Source organism: Clavibacter davisi, from assembly GCF_052751415.1.
On sequence record NZ_CP199882.1, the window covers coordinates 2,148,021 to 2,163,407 of the forward strand.

Annotated in this window: 15 protein-coding genes; 10 read left to right on the forward strand and 5 right to left on the reverse strand. The window is 74.2% G+C overall.

Annotation, left to right across the window (positions count from 1 at the left end):
- The first annotated feature begins 66 nt into the window (after nt 1-66).
- The 5 genes from ACU4ZT_RS10150 to ACU4ZT_RS10170 all read left to right on the forward strand — a co-directional run bounded on the left by ACU4ZT_RS10150 (nt 67) and on the right by ACU4ZT_RS10170 (nt 4,633).
- Entirely contained in the window at nt 67-1,506 is a 1,440-nt protein-coding gene (locus ACU4ZT_RS10150; RefSeq protein WP_445337104.1) for an MFS transporter, read from the forward strand.
- 96 nt (nt 1,507-1,602) lie between these two features.
- The gene (locus tag ACU4ZT_RS10155) at nt 1,603-2,631 is read left to right on the forward strand and encodes an LLM class flavin-dependent oxidoreductase (RefSeq protein ID WP_445338654.1); all 1,029 of its coding nucleotides are present in this window, start codon (nt 1,603-1,605) and stop codon (nt 2,629-2,631) included.
- 114 nt (nt 2,632-2,745) lie between these two features.
- On the forward strand, nt 2,746-3,504 hold the full coding sequence (locus ACU4ZT_RS10160) for an SGNH/GDSL hydrolase family protein (protein ID WP_063072179.1): 759 nt from the start codon (nt 2,746-2,748) through the stop codon (nt 3,502-3,504).
- Nucleotides 3,504-4,187: an NAD(P)H-hydrate epimerase gene (locus tag ACU4ZT_RS10165; protein WP_445337105.1), complete on the forward strand. Its 684-nt coding sequence runs from the start codon at nt 3,504-3,506 to the stop codon at nt 4,185-4,187. Before ACU4ZT_RS10160 ends, ACU4ZT_RS10165 begins: the two co-directional genes overlap by 1 nt.
- Nucleotides 4,188-4,345: 158 nt before the next feature.
- Nucleotides 4,346-4,633: a hypothetical protein gene (locus tag ACU4ZT_RS10170; protein ID WP_063072182.1), complete on the forward strand. Its 288-nt coding sequence runs from the start codon at nt 4,346-4,348 to the stop codon at nt 4,631-4,633.
- Between the two features lie 81 nt (nt 4,634-4,714).
- Here the strand turns inward: ACU4ZT_RS10170 and ACU4ZT_RS10175 are convergent, their stop codons facing one another.
- The 4 genes from ACU4ZT_RS10175 to ACU4ZT_RS10190 all read right to left on the reverse strand — a co-directional run bounded on the left by ACU4ZT_RS10175 (nt 4,715) and on the right by ACU4ZT_RS10190 (nt 9,848).
- Nucleotides 4,715-5,743, reverse strand: a complete 1,029-nt coding sequence (locus ACU4ZT_RS10175; protein WP_445337106.1) for an NADPH:quinone reductase — start codon at nt 5,741-5,743, stop codon at nt 4,715-4,717.
- A gap of 40 nt (nt 5,744-5,783) precedes the next feature.
- Nucleotides 5,784-7,352: an amidohydrolase gene (locus ACU4ZT_RS10180; RefSeq protein ID WP_063072184.1), complete on the reverse strand. Its 1,569-nt coding sequence runs from the start codon at nt 7,350-7,352 to the stop codon at nt 5,784-5,786.
- A complete protein-coding gene (locus ACU4ZT_RS10185) occupies nt 7,349-8,017 on the reverse strand; it encodes an FMN-binding negative transcriptional regulator (RefSeq protein WP_063072185.1) in 669 nt (222 codons plus the stop codon). The genes ACU4ZT_RS10180 and ACU4ZT_RS10185 overlap by 4 nt, the downstream gene beginning before the upstream one ends.
- A gap of 115 nt (nt 8,018-8,132) precedes the next feature.
- A complete protein-coding gene (locus ACU4ZT_RS10190) occupies nt 8,133-9,848 on the reverse strand; it encodes an AMP-binding protein (RefSeq protein WP_445337107.1) in 1,716 nt (571 codons plus the stop codon).
- Nucleotides 9,849-9,972: 124 nt separating this feature from the next.
- Between ACU4ZT_RS10190 and ACU4ZT_RS10195 the strand changes: the two genes are divergently transcribed.
- Nucleotides 9,973-10,809, forward strand: coding sequence for an alpha/beta fold hydrolase (locus ACU4ZT_RS10195; protein ID WP_063072187.1), 837 nt, complete (start codon nt 9,973-9,975; stop codon nt 10,807-10,809).
- A 42-nt stretch (nt 10,810-10,851) separates the two neighbouring features.
- On the opposite strand, the gene ACU4ZT_RS10200 is transcribed toward ACU4ZT_RS10195, so the two are convergent.
- Entirely contained in the window at nt 10,852-11,199 is a 348-nt protein-coding gene (locus ACU4ZT_RS10200; protein ID WP_063072188.1) for a LysR family transcriptional regulator, read from the reverse strand.
- 117 nt (nt 11,200-11,316) lie between these two features.
- Between ACU4ZT_RS10200 and ACU4ZT_RS10205 the strand changes: the two genes are divergently transcribed.
- From ACU4ZT_RS10205 to ACU4ZT_RS10220, 4 genes are all read left to right on the forward strand, one after another.
- Nucleotides 11,317-11,937, forward strand: coding sequence for a (deoxy)nucleoside triphosphate pyrophosphohydrolase (locus ACU4ZT_RS10205; RefSeq protein WP_445337108.1), 621 nt, complete (start codon nt 11,317-11,319; stop codon nt 11,935-11,937).
- Nucleotides 11,938-12,185: 248 nt separating this feature from the next.
- Nucleotides 12,186-13,094, forward strand: a complete 909-nt coding sequence (locus ACU4ZT_RS10210; RefSeq protein WP_270981666.1) for a dienelactone hydrolase family protein — start codon at nt 12,186-12,188, stop codon at nt 13,092-13,094.
- A 248-nt stretch (nt 13,095-13,342) separates the two neighbouring features.
- Nucleotides 13,343-14,767 (forward strand): threonine/serine exporter family protein, encoded by a 1,425-nt coding sequence (locus tag ACU4ZT_RS10215; RefSeq protein WP_254654549.1) that lies wholly within the window; start codon nt 13,343-13,345, stop codon nt 14,765-14,767.
- Nucleotides 14,764-15,387 (forward strand): histidine phosphatase family protein, encoded by a 624-nt coding sequence (locus ACU4ZT_RS10220; RefSeq protein ID WP_414763462.1) that lies wholly within the window; start codon nt 14,764-14,766, stop codon nt 15,385-15,387. Before ACU4ZT_RS10215 ends, ACU4ZT_RS10220 begins: the two co-directional genes overlap by 4 nt.

A 15,387-nucleotide genomic window follows, 5' to 3' on the forward strand; every position in this document is an offset into this window, starting at 1 on the left:
CACCCGTCCCGCGTGGCGGGAATGCCACCGACCTCCCACCCGTTCACCGTTCGACCCGGGAGGCGCATGACTGACACCAGCGGCGTCGGATTCCGATCCGAGCGCGGCCCCATCCTCATCGCCCTGATGATGACGACGGGCCTCGTGGCCATCGACTCGACCATCCTCGCCACCGCCGTGCCGTCCATCGTGGCGGACCTCGGCGGCTTCGCCTCGTTCCCGTGGCTGTTCTCCATCTACCTGCTCGCGCAGGCGGTGTCGGTGCCGCTCTACGCGAAGCTCAGCGACACCGTGGGGCGGAAGCCGATCATCCTCACAGGCATCGGCCTGTTCCTCGTGGGCTCCGTGCTGTGCGGGTTCGCCTGGAGCATGCCCGCGCTCATCGCGGCCCGGGCGCTCCAGGGCCTCGGCGCCGGGGCGGTCGCGCCCATGGCGATCACGATCGCGGGCGACATCTACACGGTGGCCGAGCGCGCCAAGACCCAGGGCTACCTCGCGAGCGTCTGGGCGGTCTCGAGCGTCGTCGGCCCCACCCTCGGCGGCGTGTTCTCCGAGTTCACGACCTGGCGCTGGATCTTCTTCGTCAACGTGCCGCTGTGCCTCGTCGCCGGCTGGATGATCGTCCGCCGCTTCCACGAGTCCATCGAGCGCACCAGGCACCGCGTCGACTACGCGGGCGCCGCGCTCCTCACGGTGGGCCTCAGCCTCCTGATCCTCGCGGTGCTGGAGGGCGGCCAGGCGTGGGCGTGGGACTCCGTGCCGAGCATCGGATCGTTCGCGGTCGGCGGCGTGCTGATCGTCGCGTTCCTCCTCGTGGAGCGCCGCGCGGCCGAGCCCGTGCTGCCGCTCTGGGTGTTCTCCCGGCGGCTGCTGCTCACGACCACGCTCGTGTCGCTCGGCGTCGGCGCGATCCTCATCGGACTCACCTCCTACGTGCCCACCTACCTCGAGGGGTCGATCGGCGTCACGCCGCTCGTCTCCGGCCTCGCGCTCGCGGCGCTCACGATCGGCTGGCCGATCTCGGCGTCGCTGTCGGGCCGCCTGTACCTCCGCATCGGGTTCCGCCGCACCGTGCTCATCGGCATGGCGCTCACCATCGTGGGCACCGGATCCATCGCGCTGCTCGCCGCGACGCCCACGCTCGTCGGCATCTCGGTCGGCTGCTTCGTGGTGGGCCTGGGGCTCGGGCTCGTCGCGACGCCGAGCCTCATCGGCGCGCAGTCGAGCGTCGGCTGGGGCGAGCGCGGCGTGGTCACGGGCGCGAACCTGTTCGCGCGCTCGATCGGCAGCGCGGTCGGCGTCGCCGTCTTCGGCGCGATCGCCAACGCGATCTTCGCGGAGTCCGCGGGCGGCCAGAAGGACCCGGACGCCGTTATCGCCGCATCCGGCGCCGTGTTCCTCGCGGTCGGGGTGTGCGCGATCGCGACCGTGGTCGCGGGGCTCCTCATGCCGGAGTCGCGCGTGGAGGACACCGAGATCGCGCGCGCCGAGCCCCTCGTCGACTGACGCGGCCCGCCGCCCGCGCGATTCGCGGGAATGCCGATCCCGGCCCTACAGTTGACCCAGATGCATACGTTCGCATGGATAGGGAAGCAGGGCAGCATGGCGCAGGAGATCGAGCTCGGACTGGACACGTTCGGCGACGTCACGGTCGGACCGGACGGCCGCGAGCTGCCCTACGCCGAGGTGATCCGCAACGTCGTCGCCGAGGGCGTCCTCGCCGACCAGGTCGGCATCGACTTCATCGGCCTCGGCGAGCACCACCGCGACGACTACGCCATCTCCGCCCCCGAGGTCGCGCTCGCCGCCATCGCCGCGAAGACCTCGCGCATCCGCCTCGGCTCCGCCGTCACCGTGCTCAGCTCCGACGACCCCGTGCGCGTCTTCCAGCGCTTCGCCACGCTCGACGCGGTGTCGGACGGACGGGCGGAGGTCATCCTCGGCCGCGGATCGTTCACGGAGTCGTTCCCGCTGTTCGGCTACGAGCTGAGCGACTACGAGCGCCTCTTCGAGGAGAAGCTCGGCCTCTTCGCCGAGCTCGTCAAGGAGACGCCCGTCACCTGGAGCGGATCGACGCGCGCCGGCCTCACCGACCACGACGTCTTCCCGAAGACGGCGAAGGGCCTCACTACCTGGGTGGGCGTCGGCGGCAGCCCCGAGTCGGTCGTCCGCGCCGCGCGCCACGGCTTCCCGCTCATGCTCGCGATCATCGGCGGCGAGCCGCACCGCTTCGCCCCCTACGCCGACCTGTTCGCGCGCGCCAACGACCAGCTCGAGCAGCCGCGACTGCCCGTCGGGATCCACTCGCCCGGCTACGTCGGCGAGACCGACTCCGAGGCGCGCGAGGCGTTCTTCCCCGACTACCAGGTGATGCACGCGCGCATCGGCAAGGACCGCGGCTGGCCGCCGCTCGCCCGCGCCTCCTACGAGCAGGAGATCGACCACGGGTCGCTCTACGTGGGCTCGCCCGAGACGGTCGCCCGCAAGATCGCCGCGACCCTGACGGCCGTCGGCGCGACGCGCTTCGACCTCAAGTACAGCGCGGGCCCGTTCTCGCACGAGCGCATGATGGGCGGCATCGAGCGCTACGGCACGATCGTGGCGCCCATGGTGCGCGACCTCCTGGCCTGATCCCGCAGGCCCTCGCGGACAGCCGATCCGCGACGTCCCGGCGAGCGGACCCGGGCTCGGGATATCCTGCGTCTCGGGCTCGCCACGGGCGGGCACCAGGGAGGACGGGCGGCGATGGGCAGCGCAGCGCATCCGCGTGCGTCCCGCGGACTCCTCGCCCTGGTCTCCGGTCCGCTCGCCGCGCTCCGCTCGGCCACCGTCGGCCGCGTGCAGTACCGGCTGCTCTACCGCGAGATGCGCCGCGCCACCTTCCCGCGCGACTCCCCCACGGGCTCGCAGCCGGGGCCGGATCCGTACGGCCTCGCCGTCGTCGGCGAGGGCACGGCCGTCGGCTACCAGACCGTCTCGCACGACCTCGGCATCGCCGGCCAGGTCGCCCACAAGCTGTCGGTGCGCACCGGCCGCGGCGTGTTCTGGGCCGTGCAGCCGTTCCCCGACTTCACCGTGCGCTCCTGGCGCCCGGGACTCGACGCCTTCCCCGCCTGGGCGAGCACCGACGTGGCCGTCATCGTGCTCGGCATCGGCGACGCGATCCGCTTCACGCCGACGCCGCTCTGGGAGTCGCTCCTCGACGCGTGCATCGCGGACGTGCACGCGCGCATGCCCGCGGACGCCCTCGTGCTGATCGCGGAGGTGCCGCCGCTGCAGGACTCGCCGGCGACACCCCCGCTCATCGCCGGCGCCATCGGCCGGCACGCGGATGCCCTCAACCGCGGCACGCGACGCGTCGTCGCCCGGCACGCGCGCACCGCGAGCGTCCCGTTCCCCACGTGGCGCATCCCGGAGTTCTCGGCGCCGAATCCGCAGGACACGCTGTACGGACGCGTGTACCGGGCGTGGGCGGAGCTGATCGTCGACGAGATCGCGCCGTAGTGGGGCGGCGCGGGGACGGGTACGCGGCGGCCGACATCCGCGCCGCCGAGGCGCCGCTGCTCGCCGCCGGGGCGCAGCTGATGCGGGTCGCCGCCGCGGGGCTGGCCCGCGCGTGCCGGGAGCTCGCGCCCATGGGATCCGTGCTCATGCTGGTCGGCGCCGGGAACAACGGCGGCGACGCGCTGCTCGCGGCCGCGGAGCTCGGGCGGGAGGGCCGGGAGGTGCGCGTGATCCGCACGGCCTCCCGCATCCACGAGGACAGCGCCGCGCAGGCGGCCGCGGCGGGCATCCGCGTCGACCGGGCCGAGGACCTCGACGACGCGGCCGTGGCGGCGCTCGGCGCGTCGTCGGCGCTCGTGGTCGACGGGATCCTCGGCATCGGCACGACCGTGGATCCGGCGCTCCGCGGGGAGGCGCGGCGCGTGGTCGCCGCGCTCCTGCCCGTGGTCGCCGACGAGGGCGGCCCGCGCGTGATCGCGTGCGACCTCCCGAGCGGCGTCGGCTGCGACGACGGCGCGGTGCCGGATCCGACGGTGCTGCCCGCCGACGTCACGGTCACCTTCGGCGCGGGCAAGGCCGGGCTGCTGCGGGGGCCGGCGCGGGCGCTCGCGGGCCGGGTCGTGGTGGTCGACGTGGGTCTCGACCTCGCAGGTCTCGCGCCGACGGTCGTCGCCGCGCCCTGACGACGCGCCCGGGCGGTCGCGTGTCCCCCCTTCCGACGACTTCACCGGACGCTCCCGTCGCGTCAGAGTGGGAGCAGGCCGACCGGCCCGTCGAAGGGGGACGACACCATGCACGAGCACGCCAGGACATCCATCGCACCACCCGGAAGGGCGGCCGCGTGAGCGCCGCTCTCGTCATCGCCGTCGTGAACGCCGGGATCATGGCGCTCGTCGCGCTCGCCGCGCCGCGCCTGCCGCAGTGGTCCCGCGGATCCTCGTGGCTGCTGCTCGTGCTCGCGCTCGCGGTGCTCGGGCTGCACCTCATGGCCGACGCGTGGGGAATCCCCGCGACGCTCCTCGCGATCGCGTTCCTCATCTCCACCTGCCTCAACGCGAGCGCGCTGGCGCCGCTGATCATGCAGGGCCTCATCGCACGCGCGCCGGGCTCCCGCCGCGCCCTGGAGTAGACCGCGCCGACGCACGACGCCCGACAGGCCGATGGCCGCACCGCCCGAGGCGGTGCGGCCATCGCCGTCGTGGGGGGAGGATCAGGCGGGCGTCACGTCGATGAGCACCTTGCCCGTCACGCCGTCCTCGACCGCCCGGTGCGCGGCCGCCGCGTCCTCGAGCGCGAAGCGGGTGATCGGCAGGCCGGCCTCCTCGCCGACGGGCAGCGCGCCGTCGAGAGCCGCGAGGTGGATGTCCGCGCGGGCCGTGTCGAGCGCGTCGCGGCCCACCGTGTACAGCAGCAGGAACTGGTAGCGGAGGTTCTTCACGAAGCTGTCGACCACGGGGAGCGTCACGGTGTCGCCGCCGTTGTTCGCGTACACGGCGACCGAGGCGCGGTTCTTGGCGACCGCCTGGTTGAGCCCGGCGTTCTGCGCGGGCGCGACCTCGACGATCAGGTCGACGCCGTCGGGCGCGATGGACCGGATCTCGGCCACCGCGTCGCCGTGCTTGTAGTCCACGACGTGCTGCGCGCCGGCGGCCGTCGCGAGCGCGGCCTTCTCGGGCGAGCTGACCGTGGTGATCACGGTGGCGCCGGCCCAGCGTGCGAGCTGGATGGCCGCGTGGCCCACCGCGCCCGCGCCGCCGGCGACGAGCACGTGCTTCCCGGCGAGGGCGCCGGGCGCGAGGCGCGACGGGCCGTCCTCGGAGACGGTGAGCGCGCGGTGCGCCGTGACGGCGGGGACGCCGAGGCTGGCGCCGAGGTCGAAGGAGAGGCCGTCGGGCAGCGGCGCGACGCGGTCGACCGGGAGGACCGTCTTCTCCTGCGCGGTGCCGGTGGGGCGGCCGTGGGCGGCCAGCATGATCCAGACGCGGTTGCCGACGGCGAGGTCCGTGACGTCGGGCCCGACGGCGTCGATGACGCCCGCGCCGTCCTGGTTCGGGACGACCTCGGGGAACGGCAGCTCCTGGCCGGGCGCTCCGCCGTCGCGGGACTTCCAGTCGGTGGGGTTCACGCCCGAGACGACGATGCGGACGCGCACCTCGCCGGGGCCGGGCGCGGCCTCGTCGCGGTCGACCAGCTGCAGGACGTCGGGGGCACCGGTGCGGGTGTAGGCGATTGCTCTCATGCCCTGCCCAACGCCCGGCGCCCGCGCGGTGTTCCTCGGGTCAGCTCCCGAGCGTGTCGTGCGTGAACCGGCCGCCGAGCAGGGTGGCGGACACGCGCATGGCCCGCAGGTCGTCGGCGGTGGTGGCGTCGGCGAGCGGATCCCGCTCCACGATCGCGAGGTCGGCCCGCTCCCCCGGCGCCACGCGCGTGCGCACCGACGCGTCGAGCGCGGCGGCCCGGTCGATGGCCTGCTCGGGGTGCCACGGCGCCCGGCCGTCGCGCGACCGGCCGACCGCGGCGGACATCGTGGCCCACGGATCCAGCGGCGCGACCGGCGCGTCGGAGCCGAGCGCGAGGCGCGTGCCCGCGGCGCGGAGGTCGGCGAGCGCGAACGCGCGGCCCGTGCGGCCGGCCCAGTAGACGTCGGCGACGTCGCGGTCGTCCATCGCGTGCTCGGGCTGGACGCTCGCGACGACGCCGAGCGCCGCGAAGCGCGCCACGTCCTCGTGCGTGAGCAGCTGGGCGTGCTCGATGGATCCGGACGTGCCGTCCGCGTCGCGGTGCGTGCCCCGGAGCTCCTCGTCGAGGTGCGCGAACGCGTCGAGCGCGAGCCGGTTGGCGTGGTCGCCGATGGCGTGGATGGCGGGCCGGAGCCCCTGCCGGGCGGCGCGCAGCATCAGCCCGCGCAGCTCCTCGGGCGGCACGGAGAGCGTGCCGCAGGCGCCGCCGTGCGCGTCGCCGCCCTGGCCGTCGAGGTCGGGGTACGGGTCGAAGCAGTACGCGGTGCGGGTGTTGAGGGATCCGTCGGTGACGACCTTCGCGGGCCCGACGCGCACGAGGCCGTGCGTGCCCGGGATCACGTCGCCGGTGCGGAGGCCCTCGTCGCGCGCCCGGTCGAGGTCCTGCGGCCAGATGCCGCACTCCACGCGGAGGGCGCCGTGCCCGAGGGCGGCGAGGCGGCGCCAGCGATCCGGGTTCCAGTCGATCTCGAGGTCGACCACGCCGACGACCCCGCGGCGGGCGGCGTCGCGGGCGACCTCCACGGCCTGCGCGTCGAGCGAGGCGGCGTCGCCCTCCTCCACGCGGTACATGAAGGCGAAGCAGTCGTCCTCGCGCAGGAGGCCGGTCGGGTGGTCGCCGTAGCCGTGCGGCGCGAGGGCCGCCGAGCTCGCCCAGCAGCAGTGCAGGTCGCCGCTCACGAGGAGGACGGGGGTGTCGCCCGCGACGGCGTCGAGCAGGTGCTTGGTGGGGAGGTCGGGCCAGAGGCCGTCGCGGAACCCGTAGCCGACGAGCGCCTCGCGGACGCCGCCGCCCGGGCCCGTCACGGCGCCGCCGGACGCGGCGACGCGCGCGGCGAGCGCGTCCCGCACGAGCGCGACGGCCTCCGCGGCGGACGACACCCGGGAGAGGTCGAGGCGGCGGGACACCTTGGTCCACTGCGTGAAGTGCACGTGGTTGTCCCAGAGGCCGGGGATCACGAACCGGCCGTCGAGCGCGCGGACCTCGGCTCCGGCGGGGTCGGCGGATCCGGCGGGCCCGACCGACGCGACGATCCCGTCGCGCACGAGCACGTCGACGGGCGCGGCTGACCCGGCCACGCGTCCGCCCGCGAGCAGCAGCGCGCTCACGCGTCGCCCTCGGCGGATCCGTCGGCGTCGCGCGCCCGGGCCCGGCGCATCTCCGCGGCGAGCGCCCGGTCCGGGTACTCCGCGCCGTGCTCCAGCTCGTGGAGCACGCGCTCGACCACGTGCGGCGGCTTGTCCTGGCTGAGCTTGGCCTTGGCGACGAACCGCGTGACGACGAGCCGGAGGCCCACGGTGCCCGCGCTGATGCGCGCGGAGTAGGCGGCGTCGGCGGCCGTGCCCGCCATGCGGCGCGGTTCGGGCATCCGGTCCTCGAAGCGGTCGACGAGCTGCCCCAGCACGCGCAGGTTCTCCTCGGCCGACAGGATCTCGACGCGGCAGGTGAGGTGCGCGCTGATGTGGTTCCAGGTGGGCACGGCGGGGTCGGCGTCGTACCAGCCGGGCGAGACGTAGCCGTGCGGGCCCTGCACGATGACGAGCACCTCGCCGTCGGGGCCGCTGCGGAGCCCGAGCTCGTGGATCCGCTCGTCGGGACGGCCCACGTGGGTGAGCAGCACGAGGTCGTCGCGAGCCGGATCGAGCAGCACCGGGTAGTGCGAGGCGACGAGCCCGGCGCCCGTGCCGCTGACGATCGTGGCCCACGGGTTCTCCGTCACGAGCCGGCGGATCTCGCCCTCGTCCTCGAGCGCGTACGACGGGTTCTCCCTCACCGGGCGGCCCGCCGCGGCTCGGGGGCGGGCGAGGACGCGAGGGGCATGACGGGATGCTACCGGCCGTCGGGGGCGCGTCGTCGCCCGCCGCGACGACGGGTCCGGGCGCCGGCGATCAGCGCGCCCGGAGCCCCGGGAACTGGTCGTCGCGCCACTCGCCGACGAGCCGCTCGCCCGCGTCGGCGGCGTCGACCTCGCGCTGCCGGAGCTCCACCCGCCGGATCTTCCCCGAGGCCGTCTTCGGCAGCTCGCCGAACTCCACGCGGCGCACGCGCATGAACGCCGGGCACCGCTCGCGCGCGTGCCTCAGCACGGCGAGCGCGGTCTCCTCGTCGGGCTCCCATCCGGCCGCGAGGTGCACGTAGGCCTTGGCGACGTTGAGCCGCACGGCATCCGGCGCGCCGACGACCGCGGCCTCGGCGACGGCCGGGTGCTCGATGAGCACGCTCTCGACCTCGAACGGCGAGATCTTGTAGTCGGAGGACTTGAAGATGTCGTCGGTGCGGCCGATGAAGGTGATGGTGCCGTCCGGATCACGTCGGGCGACGTCGCCCGTGTGGAAGAGGCCGTCGCGCATCGCCTCGGCGGTGCGCTCCTCGTCGCCGAGGTACCCGGCCATGAGGTTGACGGGCCGGGTGGCGAGGTCGAGGCAGATCTCGCCCTCGTCGGCGCGCTCGCCCGTGACCGGGTCCACGAGCACGAGGTCGACGCCCGGCAGCGGCGTGCCCATCGAGCCCGGCACGACGGGGTCGCCGGGCGCGTTCGCGACGATGGCGGTGGTCTCCGTCTGGCCGTAGCCGTCGCGGATCACGAGCCCCCACCACTCCTCGATGCGCGCGATGACCTCGGGGTTGAGCGGCTCTCCGGCCGACATGATCTCGCGCAGCCTCCCCGGCCGCTCACGGATGCCCGCCTGGATGAGCATCCGCCACACGGTCGGCGGCGCGCAGAACGTCGTGACCTCCGCGCGGTCGAGCTGCTCCACGAGCGCGTGCGCGTCGAACCGCGCGTAGTCGTGCACGAACACGGTGGCCTCGGCGATCCACGGCGCGAAGAAGCAGCTCCACGCGTGCTTGCCCCAGCCGGGCGAGCTGATGGCGAGGTGCACGTCGCCGGGCCGCAGGCCCAGCCAGTACGCGGTCGTCAGGTGCCCGACCGGGTACGAGACGTGCGTGTGCACGACCATCTTCGGCTTGCTCGTGGTGCCCGAGGTGAAGTAGACGAGCGCCGGATCCGTGGACGCGACGGCCACGCGCACCGGCTCGGCGGGCGCGTGGTCGGCCGCGCGGTAGTCGGTCCAGCCGGCGGTCGCGGGCGCGTCGTCGCTCGCGCCGATCGCGATGCGCAGGAACGCGCCCGGCACCTCGTCGAGCACGGCGGTGTGCGCGGCGTCGGCGATCACGGCGCGGACGCCCGCGCGCTCGACGCGGTCGGCGAGGTCCGCGGAGCCGAGCACGGTCGAGGTGGGCAGGATCACGGCGCCCGCCTTCATGATCGCGAGCATCGTCTCCCACAGCTCCACCCGGTTGCCGAGCATGAGCATGACGTGGTCGCCCTTGCGCACCCCGAGCCCCACGAGCCAGGTCGCGACGCGGTCGGAGCGCGTCGCCATCTCGTCGAAGGTGACGCTCCGCTCGGAGCCGTCGCCCGCCACGACGCGCAGCGCCACCCGGTCGTTCCCCCGCGCTACGCAATCGAACCAGTCGACGGCCCAGTTGAAGGACTCCCCCACGTCCGGCCACGCGAAGCGCGCCGCCGCGCCTGTCCGGTCGGTGCGCATCTCCTGCAGGAGGTCACGGGCGGCGCGGTAGGAGGAGTTGGCTTCGGTCATGGGTCCATCCTGCTGGCAGCGCCCCGGTGCGTGCCGCAGGTGATCCGGGAACCGCACCGCCCGGCGGACGGCTCCGGAGCGACCCAGCGCTGCACGAACCCACCGAAGACGGAAGGACGATCGCATGACCGAGATCACCGCCCACCACGGGCTCCTGAAGGACACGAACCTGCACGTCGACGACACCGGCGGATCCGGCCGCCCCGTCGTCCTCATCCACGGCTGGCCGCTGTCCGGCGAGTCGTGGAAGAAGCAGGTGCCCGCGTTCGAGGCCGCCGGCTACCGCGTCATCACCTACGACCGCCGCGGCTTCGGCCGAAGCGACAAGCCGCTCACGGGCTACGACTACGACACCTTCGCGTCGGACCTCGACGCGCTGCTCACCGCGCTCGACCTCCGCGACGTGACCCTCGTCGGGTTCTCGATGGGCGGCGGCGAGATCGCCCGCTACATCGGCACCCGCGGCGAGGAGCGCCTCCACAGCGTGGTCTTCGCGTCCGCCGTGCCGCCGTACCTGGAGAAGACCGACGACAACCCGGACGGCCCGCTCACGAAGGACGCCGCCGCCGAGATGACCGCCGGCCTCACGAAGGACGAGGACTCCTTCTACGACGAGTTCACGACCGGGTTCTTCTCGGCGAACGGGGTGCTGAAGGTCACGGAGGCCGAGCGCCAGGAGGCCATCGCCCTCGCGCACCAGTCGAAGAAGCACGCGGCGCTCGCGTCGATGGCCGCCTTCGCGACCACGGACTTCCGCGACGACCTCACGAAGGTCACGGTGCCGACGCTCGTCATCCACGGCGACAGCGACGCGACCGTGCCGTTCGAGGGATCCGGCGAGCGCACCCACCGTGCCATCGCGGGCTCCGAGCTGCACGTCGTGGAGGACGCGCCGCACGGCGTCACGGTCAGCCACCCCGAGGAGTGGAACCAGGCCGTGCTGGAGTTCCTGAAGAAGTAGGACGCACCACCGCTCGCGCAGGGGCGCTCATCCGATCCCGGGTCAGCGCCCCTGCGTGCGCTTGTACGGCTTGGGCTGGCCCTTGACCACGGGCGCACGGCCCTGCCCCTTGGAGGCCTTCGCCTTGCCGCCGGCGGGCGGCTTCGGCGCCTCGGGCGGGGTGGACGGCTTCGCGAGCTCCTCGAGCGCCTCCTCGTAGGCGAGGCGGCCGGTCTTCGTGAGCCGCGTCTCGGTGCTCTGCGGGTCGAACACGGCCTTGCCGTAGTGCTCCTCGACCGCGCGGATGGAGGAGGCGAGCTTCGCGCGCGAGATGCCGAGCTGATCCGCCGCCTTCGGGTGGTGCAGCACCTCGGCGGCGACCACGAAGTGACGCTGATGGCTGATCTTCACGTGCGTGAGCCTCTCGTCGCGGCGGATGCCGGACCCCCACGGTACAGGGCGGGTGCCGCCGCCCCGGGCGCGGCCGGTAGCGTCGACGCGGGCGGACGGCCCGGACGGAGGCGCGACATGGCGGGACTCGAGGTCGTGGCGGCCGTGCTGATCCGCGACGGGCGCGCCCTCGCCTGCCGCCGGGCGCCCCACACGTCCGGCGCCGGCACGTGGGAGTTCCCCGGCGGCAAGGTCGAGCCGGGCGAGACGCCACAGGAGGCCCTCGCGCGCGAGATCCGCGAGGAGCTCGGGATCGACGTGACGGTCGGCGCGGTCGTCGACCGCTCCGAGGTGCCCGTCGGCGACCGGGTGATCGACCTCTCGTGCTACCTGGCGGATCCGGTCGGCGAGCCGCCGACGTCGAGCACCGACCACGACGAGCTGCGGTGGGTGCCGCTCGCGGACCTCGGCGGGCTCGACTGGTCGGCGCCGGACCTCCCCACGGTGCGGCGGCTGGTGCTCCGGGCGCGGCACCCCGACGCCGACTGGGTGATCGCCGTCGGCGCGACGCCACCGGCCCGCGATCCGTCCCGGGACGCGCACGCCGCGCGCCTCGCGGAGCTGGCGGCCGGGTACGCGCGCGGCTTCGCCGACCTCCGGGAGGGCGTGCGGGCCGCGCATGCCGACGGGCTCGACGAGCACCGCATCGCCGCGGCGGCGGGGCTGACGCTGGCCGACGTGCGCGCGCTGCTCGACTGAGCGCGGTCGGGAGGTCCCGCTCGGGTGCGGATCCCGGCTCGCATGGTGGCGCGCAGCGGGAGCGGACGCCCGGGTCGCCTGATGCGCCCGCGTGAGGCACACGGGGGCATCGAGCGGGGCATTCATCCCCAGGCATCGCAGCTGGGGATGACCGGCACGCATTCCCAGGCGCGAGCCCCTAACGTCCAGCAGCACCCTGCCCGAGGCGTCTGCCCGGGCTCCCCCTCACCACGAACAGAGAGACACCCATGTCCGTCATGTCCTCCCCGCTCCGCCGCTCCGCGGCCGTCGCCACCGTCGCGCTCGTCGCCACGCTCGCGATCCCGACCGCCGCGCAGGCCTCCGCGCCCGCCCACCGCGCGTCCACCTCGCACAGCACCGTCGCCCAGAACCACCACCACGCGCCCTTCGCGGTCCGCACCACCGTCGTCCCGAAGACGGCCGTGAAGACGTTCGGCGGCGGCGTCATCTACACGCCGCAGGACACCGGCAAGCCCGTCCTCGGCGCCGTCGTCATCACGCCCGGCTTCACCGACACGAACGCCGACGAGAAGGAGATGGCGGAGCTCGTCGCCTCGCAGGGCTTCGTCGCCTTCGCGATCGACACGCTCGACGTGGGCGATCTCCCCGACCAGCGCGCCACCGAGATCCTCGCCGCGGCCGACTACCTCACCGACCAGAGCGCGGTGAAGTCCCTGGTCTCCGCGAAGGACCTCGGCTTCATCGGCTACTCGTTCGGCGGCGGCGGCACCTTCCAGGCCGCGCAGGCTCGTCCGTCCGTCAAGGCCGCGATCGGGCTCATGCCGTTCGACATCCCCGACGTGAACGACCCGAACGCGACGACCCCGTCGTACCCGAAGATGACGACGCCGAGCCTCGTCATCACCGGCCAGAAGGACGACGTCGCCGACCCGAAGTACATGGGCAAGCCCATCTACGACTCCATCCCCGTCGGCACGCCGAAGCAGTACCTCGAGCTGAAGGGCCTCGGCCACGCCGCCGGCGAGCACGTGCCGGTCGCCACGATCCGCGTCGCGGTCACGGCGTTCCTCAAGCGCTTCCTCGACGACAACCACGAGTACACGAAGTTCATCTGCCCGGCCCCGAAGGTCGAGGGGCCCATCAGCGCGTCGCTCAGCTCCTGCCCCAAGGGCTGACCCGTCCGTTCCTCCCGCGCGGCGTCCGACCCCTTCCGGGTCGGGCGCCGCGCGGGCGTGTCCCCTTCGTGACGCCTAGGGTGGGACCGATCCACCATCCGCCCCCGCTCCACGCGGGCCGGCAACCGAACGGAGCGCTGATCGCGCTGAGCACCACCCCGCCGCCCGCGGATCCGCGGCGCCCCCGCCGGGACCCCGGCGCCGCGCGTCCGCCGCGCCAGCGCCGCCGCCGCGTCAACCCGCAGGAGATGCGCGACGTCCGCGCGCGCCTCCGCGGCACCATCTACGAGGGCACCGAGCCCGCCCACGGCCGCCTCGGCGACCTCTACTCCCCGCGCCAGATCGTCGACTTCTGCCTCGACCTCGGCGAGGTGATGCTCGCATCCGGCGCCGACGTGCGCGCCGTCGAGATCGCCATCGTCGCCGTGAGCACGAAGTGGAACCTCGCGCCGCTCGAGCTCGACATCACGGGCACGGCCATCACGATCCAGTACGCGCCGCACGAGGGCCCGCCGCTCGTGAAGCTGCGCGTCGTCACGGCCGAGGGCAGCGACCTGCACCGGCTGTCGCTCGTGTACCAGATCGTCGACGAGCTCCTCCACGACGACCGCGACATGACGAGCGCCGTCGACGGCCTCGTCGAGGTGCTGAAGTCGCCGCCGCGCTGGCCGTCGTGGATCACCGACGCGTCCATGGGCCTCTTCGGCGTCTCCGTCTCGCTGCAGGCCGGCGGCTCGCTCGCGGGCGCCGTGGGCGCGTTCCTCCTGATGATCGGCTCGATGGTGCTGGGCCGGCAGCTCGCCCGCCGCGGCATCCCGCCCTTCTTCGTGGTGGCCGTGCAGTCGGCCGCCGTCGCCGCGATCGGCACGCTCGCCATCTGGTCGGGCATCATGCCCGCCGGGAGCGCGGCCGCCATGGTCGCGGCCGTGGTGGTGCTGATCCTCCCCCACGTCACGATCGTCACGTGGGCGCAGGACGCCATCTCCGGGTTCCGGGCCATGGCGCTGTCGCGGGCGATGATCATCGTGCTCATCGTCGCGGGCATCGCGGTCGGCATCCCGGGCGGCCTGGCGCTCACCGCGGGCGTCGACATCGAGGTCGACCCGACCGACATCACCCTCCGCGCCCTGCCCTTCTGGATGCTGCTCATCACCACGTTCTTCGCAGCCGGCGCGACGGGGATCACGCAGGGCGCCAACGCGCGCGTGATGCCCGTGGCCATCGCCGTCGCGCTCGTGGGCACGACGTCGCTCTACGTCCTCCGCACGGCGGGCGTGCCGCTGCTCGCCGGCACGTTCCTCGTCGCGACGCTGCTCGGCGCGCTCGGGACGGTGGTCGCGGCGCGCCTCCGGGTGTCGGCCACGGCCATCGCGGTGCCCGCCTTCTGCGGTTCCCTCCTGCCGTCGCTCGCGGTCGCCTCGGCGCTGCTCAACTCTATGGCCGGCACCTCCGGCGCGACGGGCGCGTTCGTCGGCGCCATGGCCACCACGCTCGCGATCGGCGCGGGCCTCGTGCTCGGCAGCCTCCTCGCGACCCCGCAGGCCCGCCGCCACCTCCGCCGCCGCTCGAAGCGCGTGGTCGTGCAGTCGGTGCGGCTGGATACGACGCCCATCGGCATCATCCGCGACCCGGCGCTCCTCGATCCACTCCCGCGACCCGAGGAGCCCGCGTGAGGGAGATCCTCCTGGTGACGCACCCGGAGGCGACGCACCACGTCGAGGGGCGCGTCGGCGGCTGGCACGACTCGGAGCTCACGCCGCGCGGGCGCGACCAGGCCGACCGCATCGCCGATGCCGTCGCCGCGCGCGTGCCCGCGGGGACTTCGATCCTCACGTCCGACCTGCGCCGCACCCGGCAGACCGCCGACGCCGTCGCCGCGCGCGTCGGCGGACGCCCGGTGGCGGTGCCCGAGCTGCGCGAGAAGTCCTACGGCGAGGGCGAGGGGCAGCCGGACGCCTGGTTCCGGGAGCGCTTCGTCCCGCCGCCCGCGATCGGCGAGCGGATGCACCACGACGAGGGGCTCGCGGGCGCCGAGTCCAAGGCCGAGTGGGTGGCCCGCGTCTACCGCGGGATGGGCGCCGTCATGGCCGACCCGGCGCCGCACGTGGTCGTCGTCACGCACGGCGGGTCGGGCACGTTCGTCATCGCCCGGTGGATCGGCATGCCGCTGACCGCGCTCGACGTGGTCGCGTTCCGCCTGCCGGCCGGCAGCATCACGCACCTGGTGGAGGACGACGTGTTCCACAACCGCACCGTGGCGACGCTCGGGGACACGGCGCATCTCCTCGACTGA

Excerpts from the sequence above, each read along its gene's own strand:
- ACU4ZT_RS10160 (WP_063072179.1), top strand. The coding sequence starts at position 2,746 with ATGGGCAGCGCAGCGCATCCGCGTGCGTCCCGCGGACTCCTCGCCCTG.
- ACU4ZT_RS10150 (WP_445337104.1), top strand. The coding sequence starts at position 67 with ATGACTGACACCAGCGGCGTCGGATTCCGATCCGAGCGCGGCCCCATC.
- ACU4ZT_RS10205 (WP_445337108.1), top strand. The coding sequence starts at position 11,317 with ATGGCGGGACTCGAGGTCGTGGCGGCCGTGCTGATCCGCGACGGGCGC.
- ACU4ZT_RS10175 (WP_445337106.1), bottom strand. The coding sequence starts at position 5,743 with ATGAGAGCAATCGCCTACACCCGCACCGGTGCCCCCGACGTCCTGCAG.
- ACU4ZT_RS10190 (WP_445337107.1), bottom strand. The coding sequence starts at position 9,848 with ATGACCGAAGCCAACTCCTCCTACCGCGCCGCCCGTGACCTCCTGCAG.
- ACU4ZT_RS10195 (WP_063072187.1), top strand. The coding sequence starts at position 9,973 with ATGACCGAGATCACCGCCCACCACGGGCTCCTGAAGGACACGAACCTG.
- ACU4ZT_RS10155 (WP_445338654.1), top strand. The coding sequence starts at position 1,603 with ATGGCGCAGGAGATCGAGCTCGGACTGGACACGTTCGGCGACGTCACG.
- ACU4ZT_RS10210 (WP_270981666.1), top strand. The coding sequence starts at position 12,186 with ATGTCCGTCATGTCCTCCCCGCTCCGCCGCTCCGCGGCCGTCGCCACC.
- ACU4ZT_RS10215 (WP_254654549.1), top strand. The coding sequence starts at position 13,343 with ATGCGCGACGTCCGCGCGCGCCTCCGCGGCACCATCTACGAGGGCACC.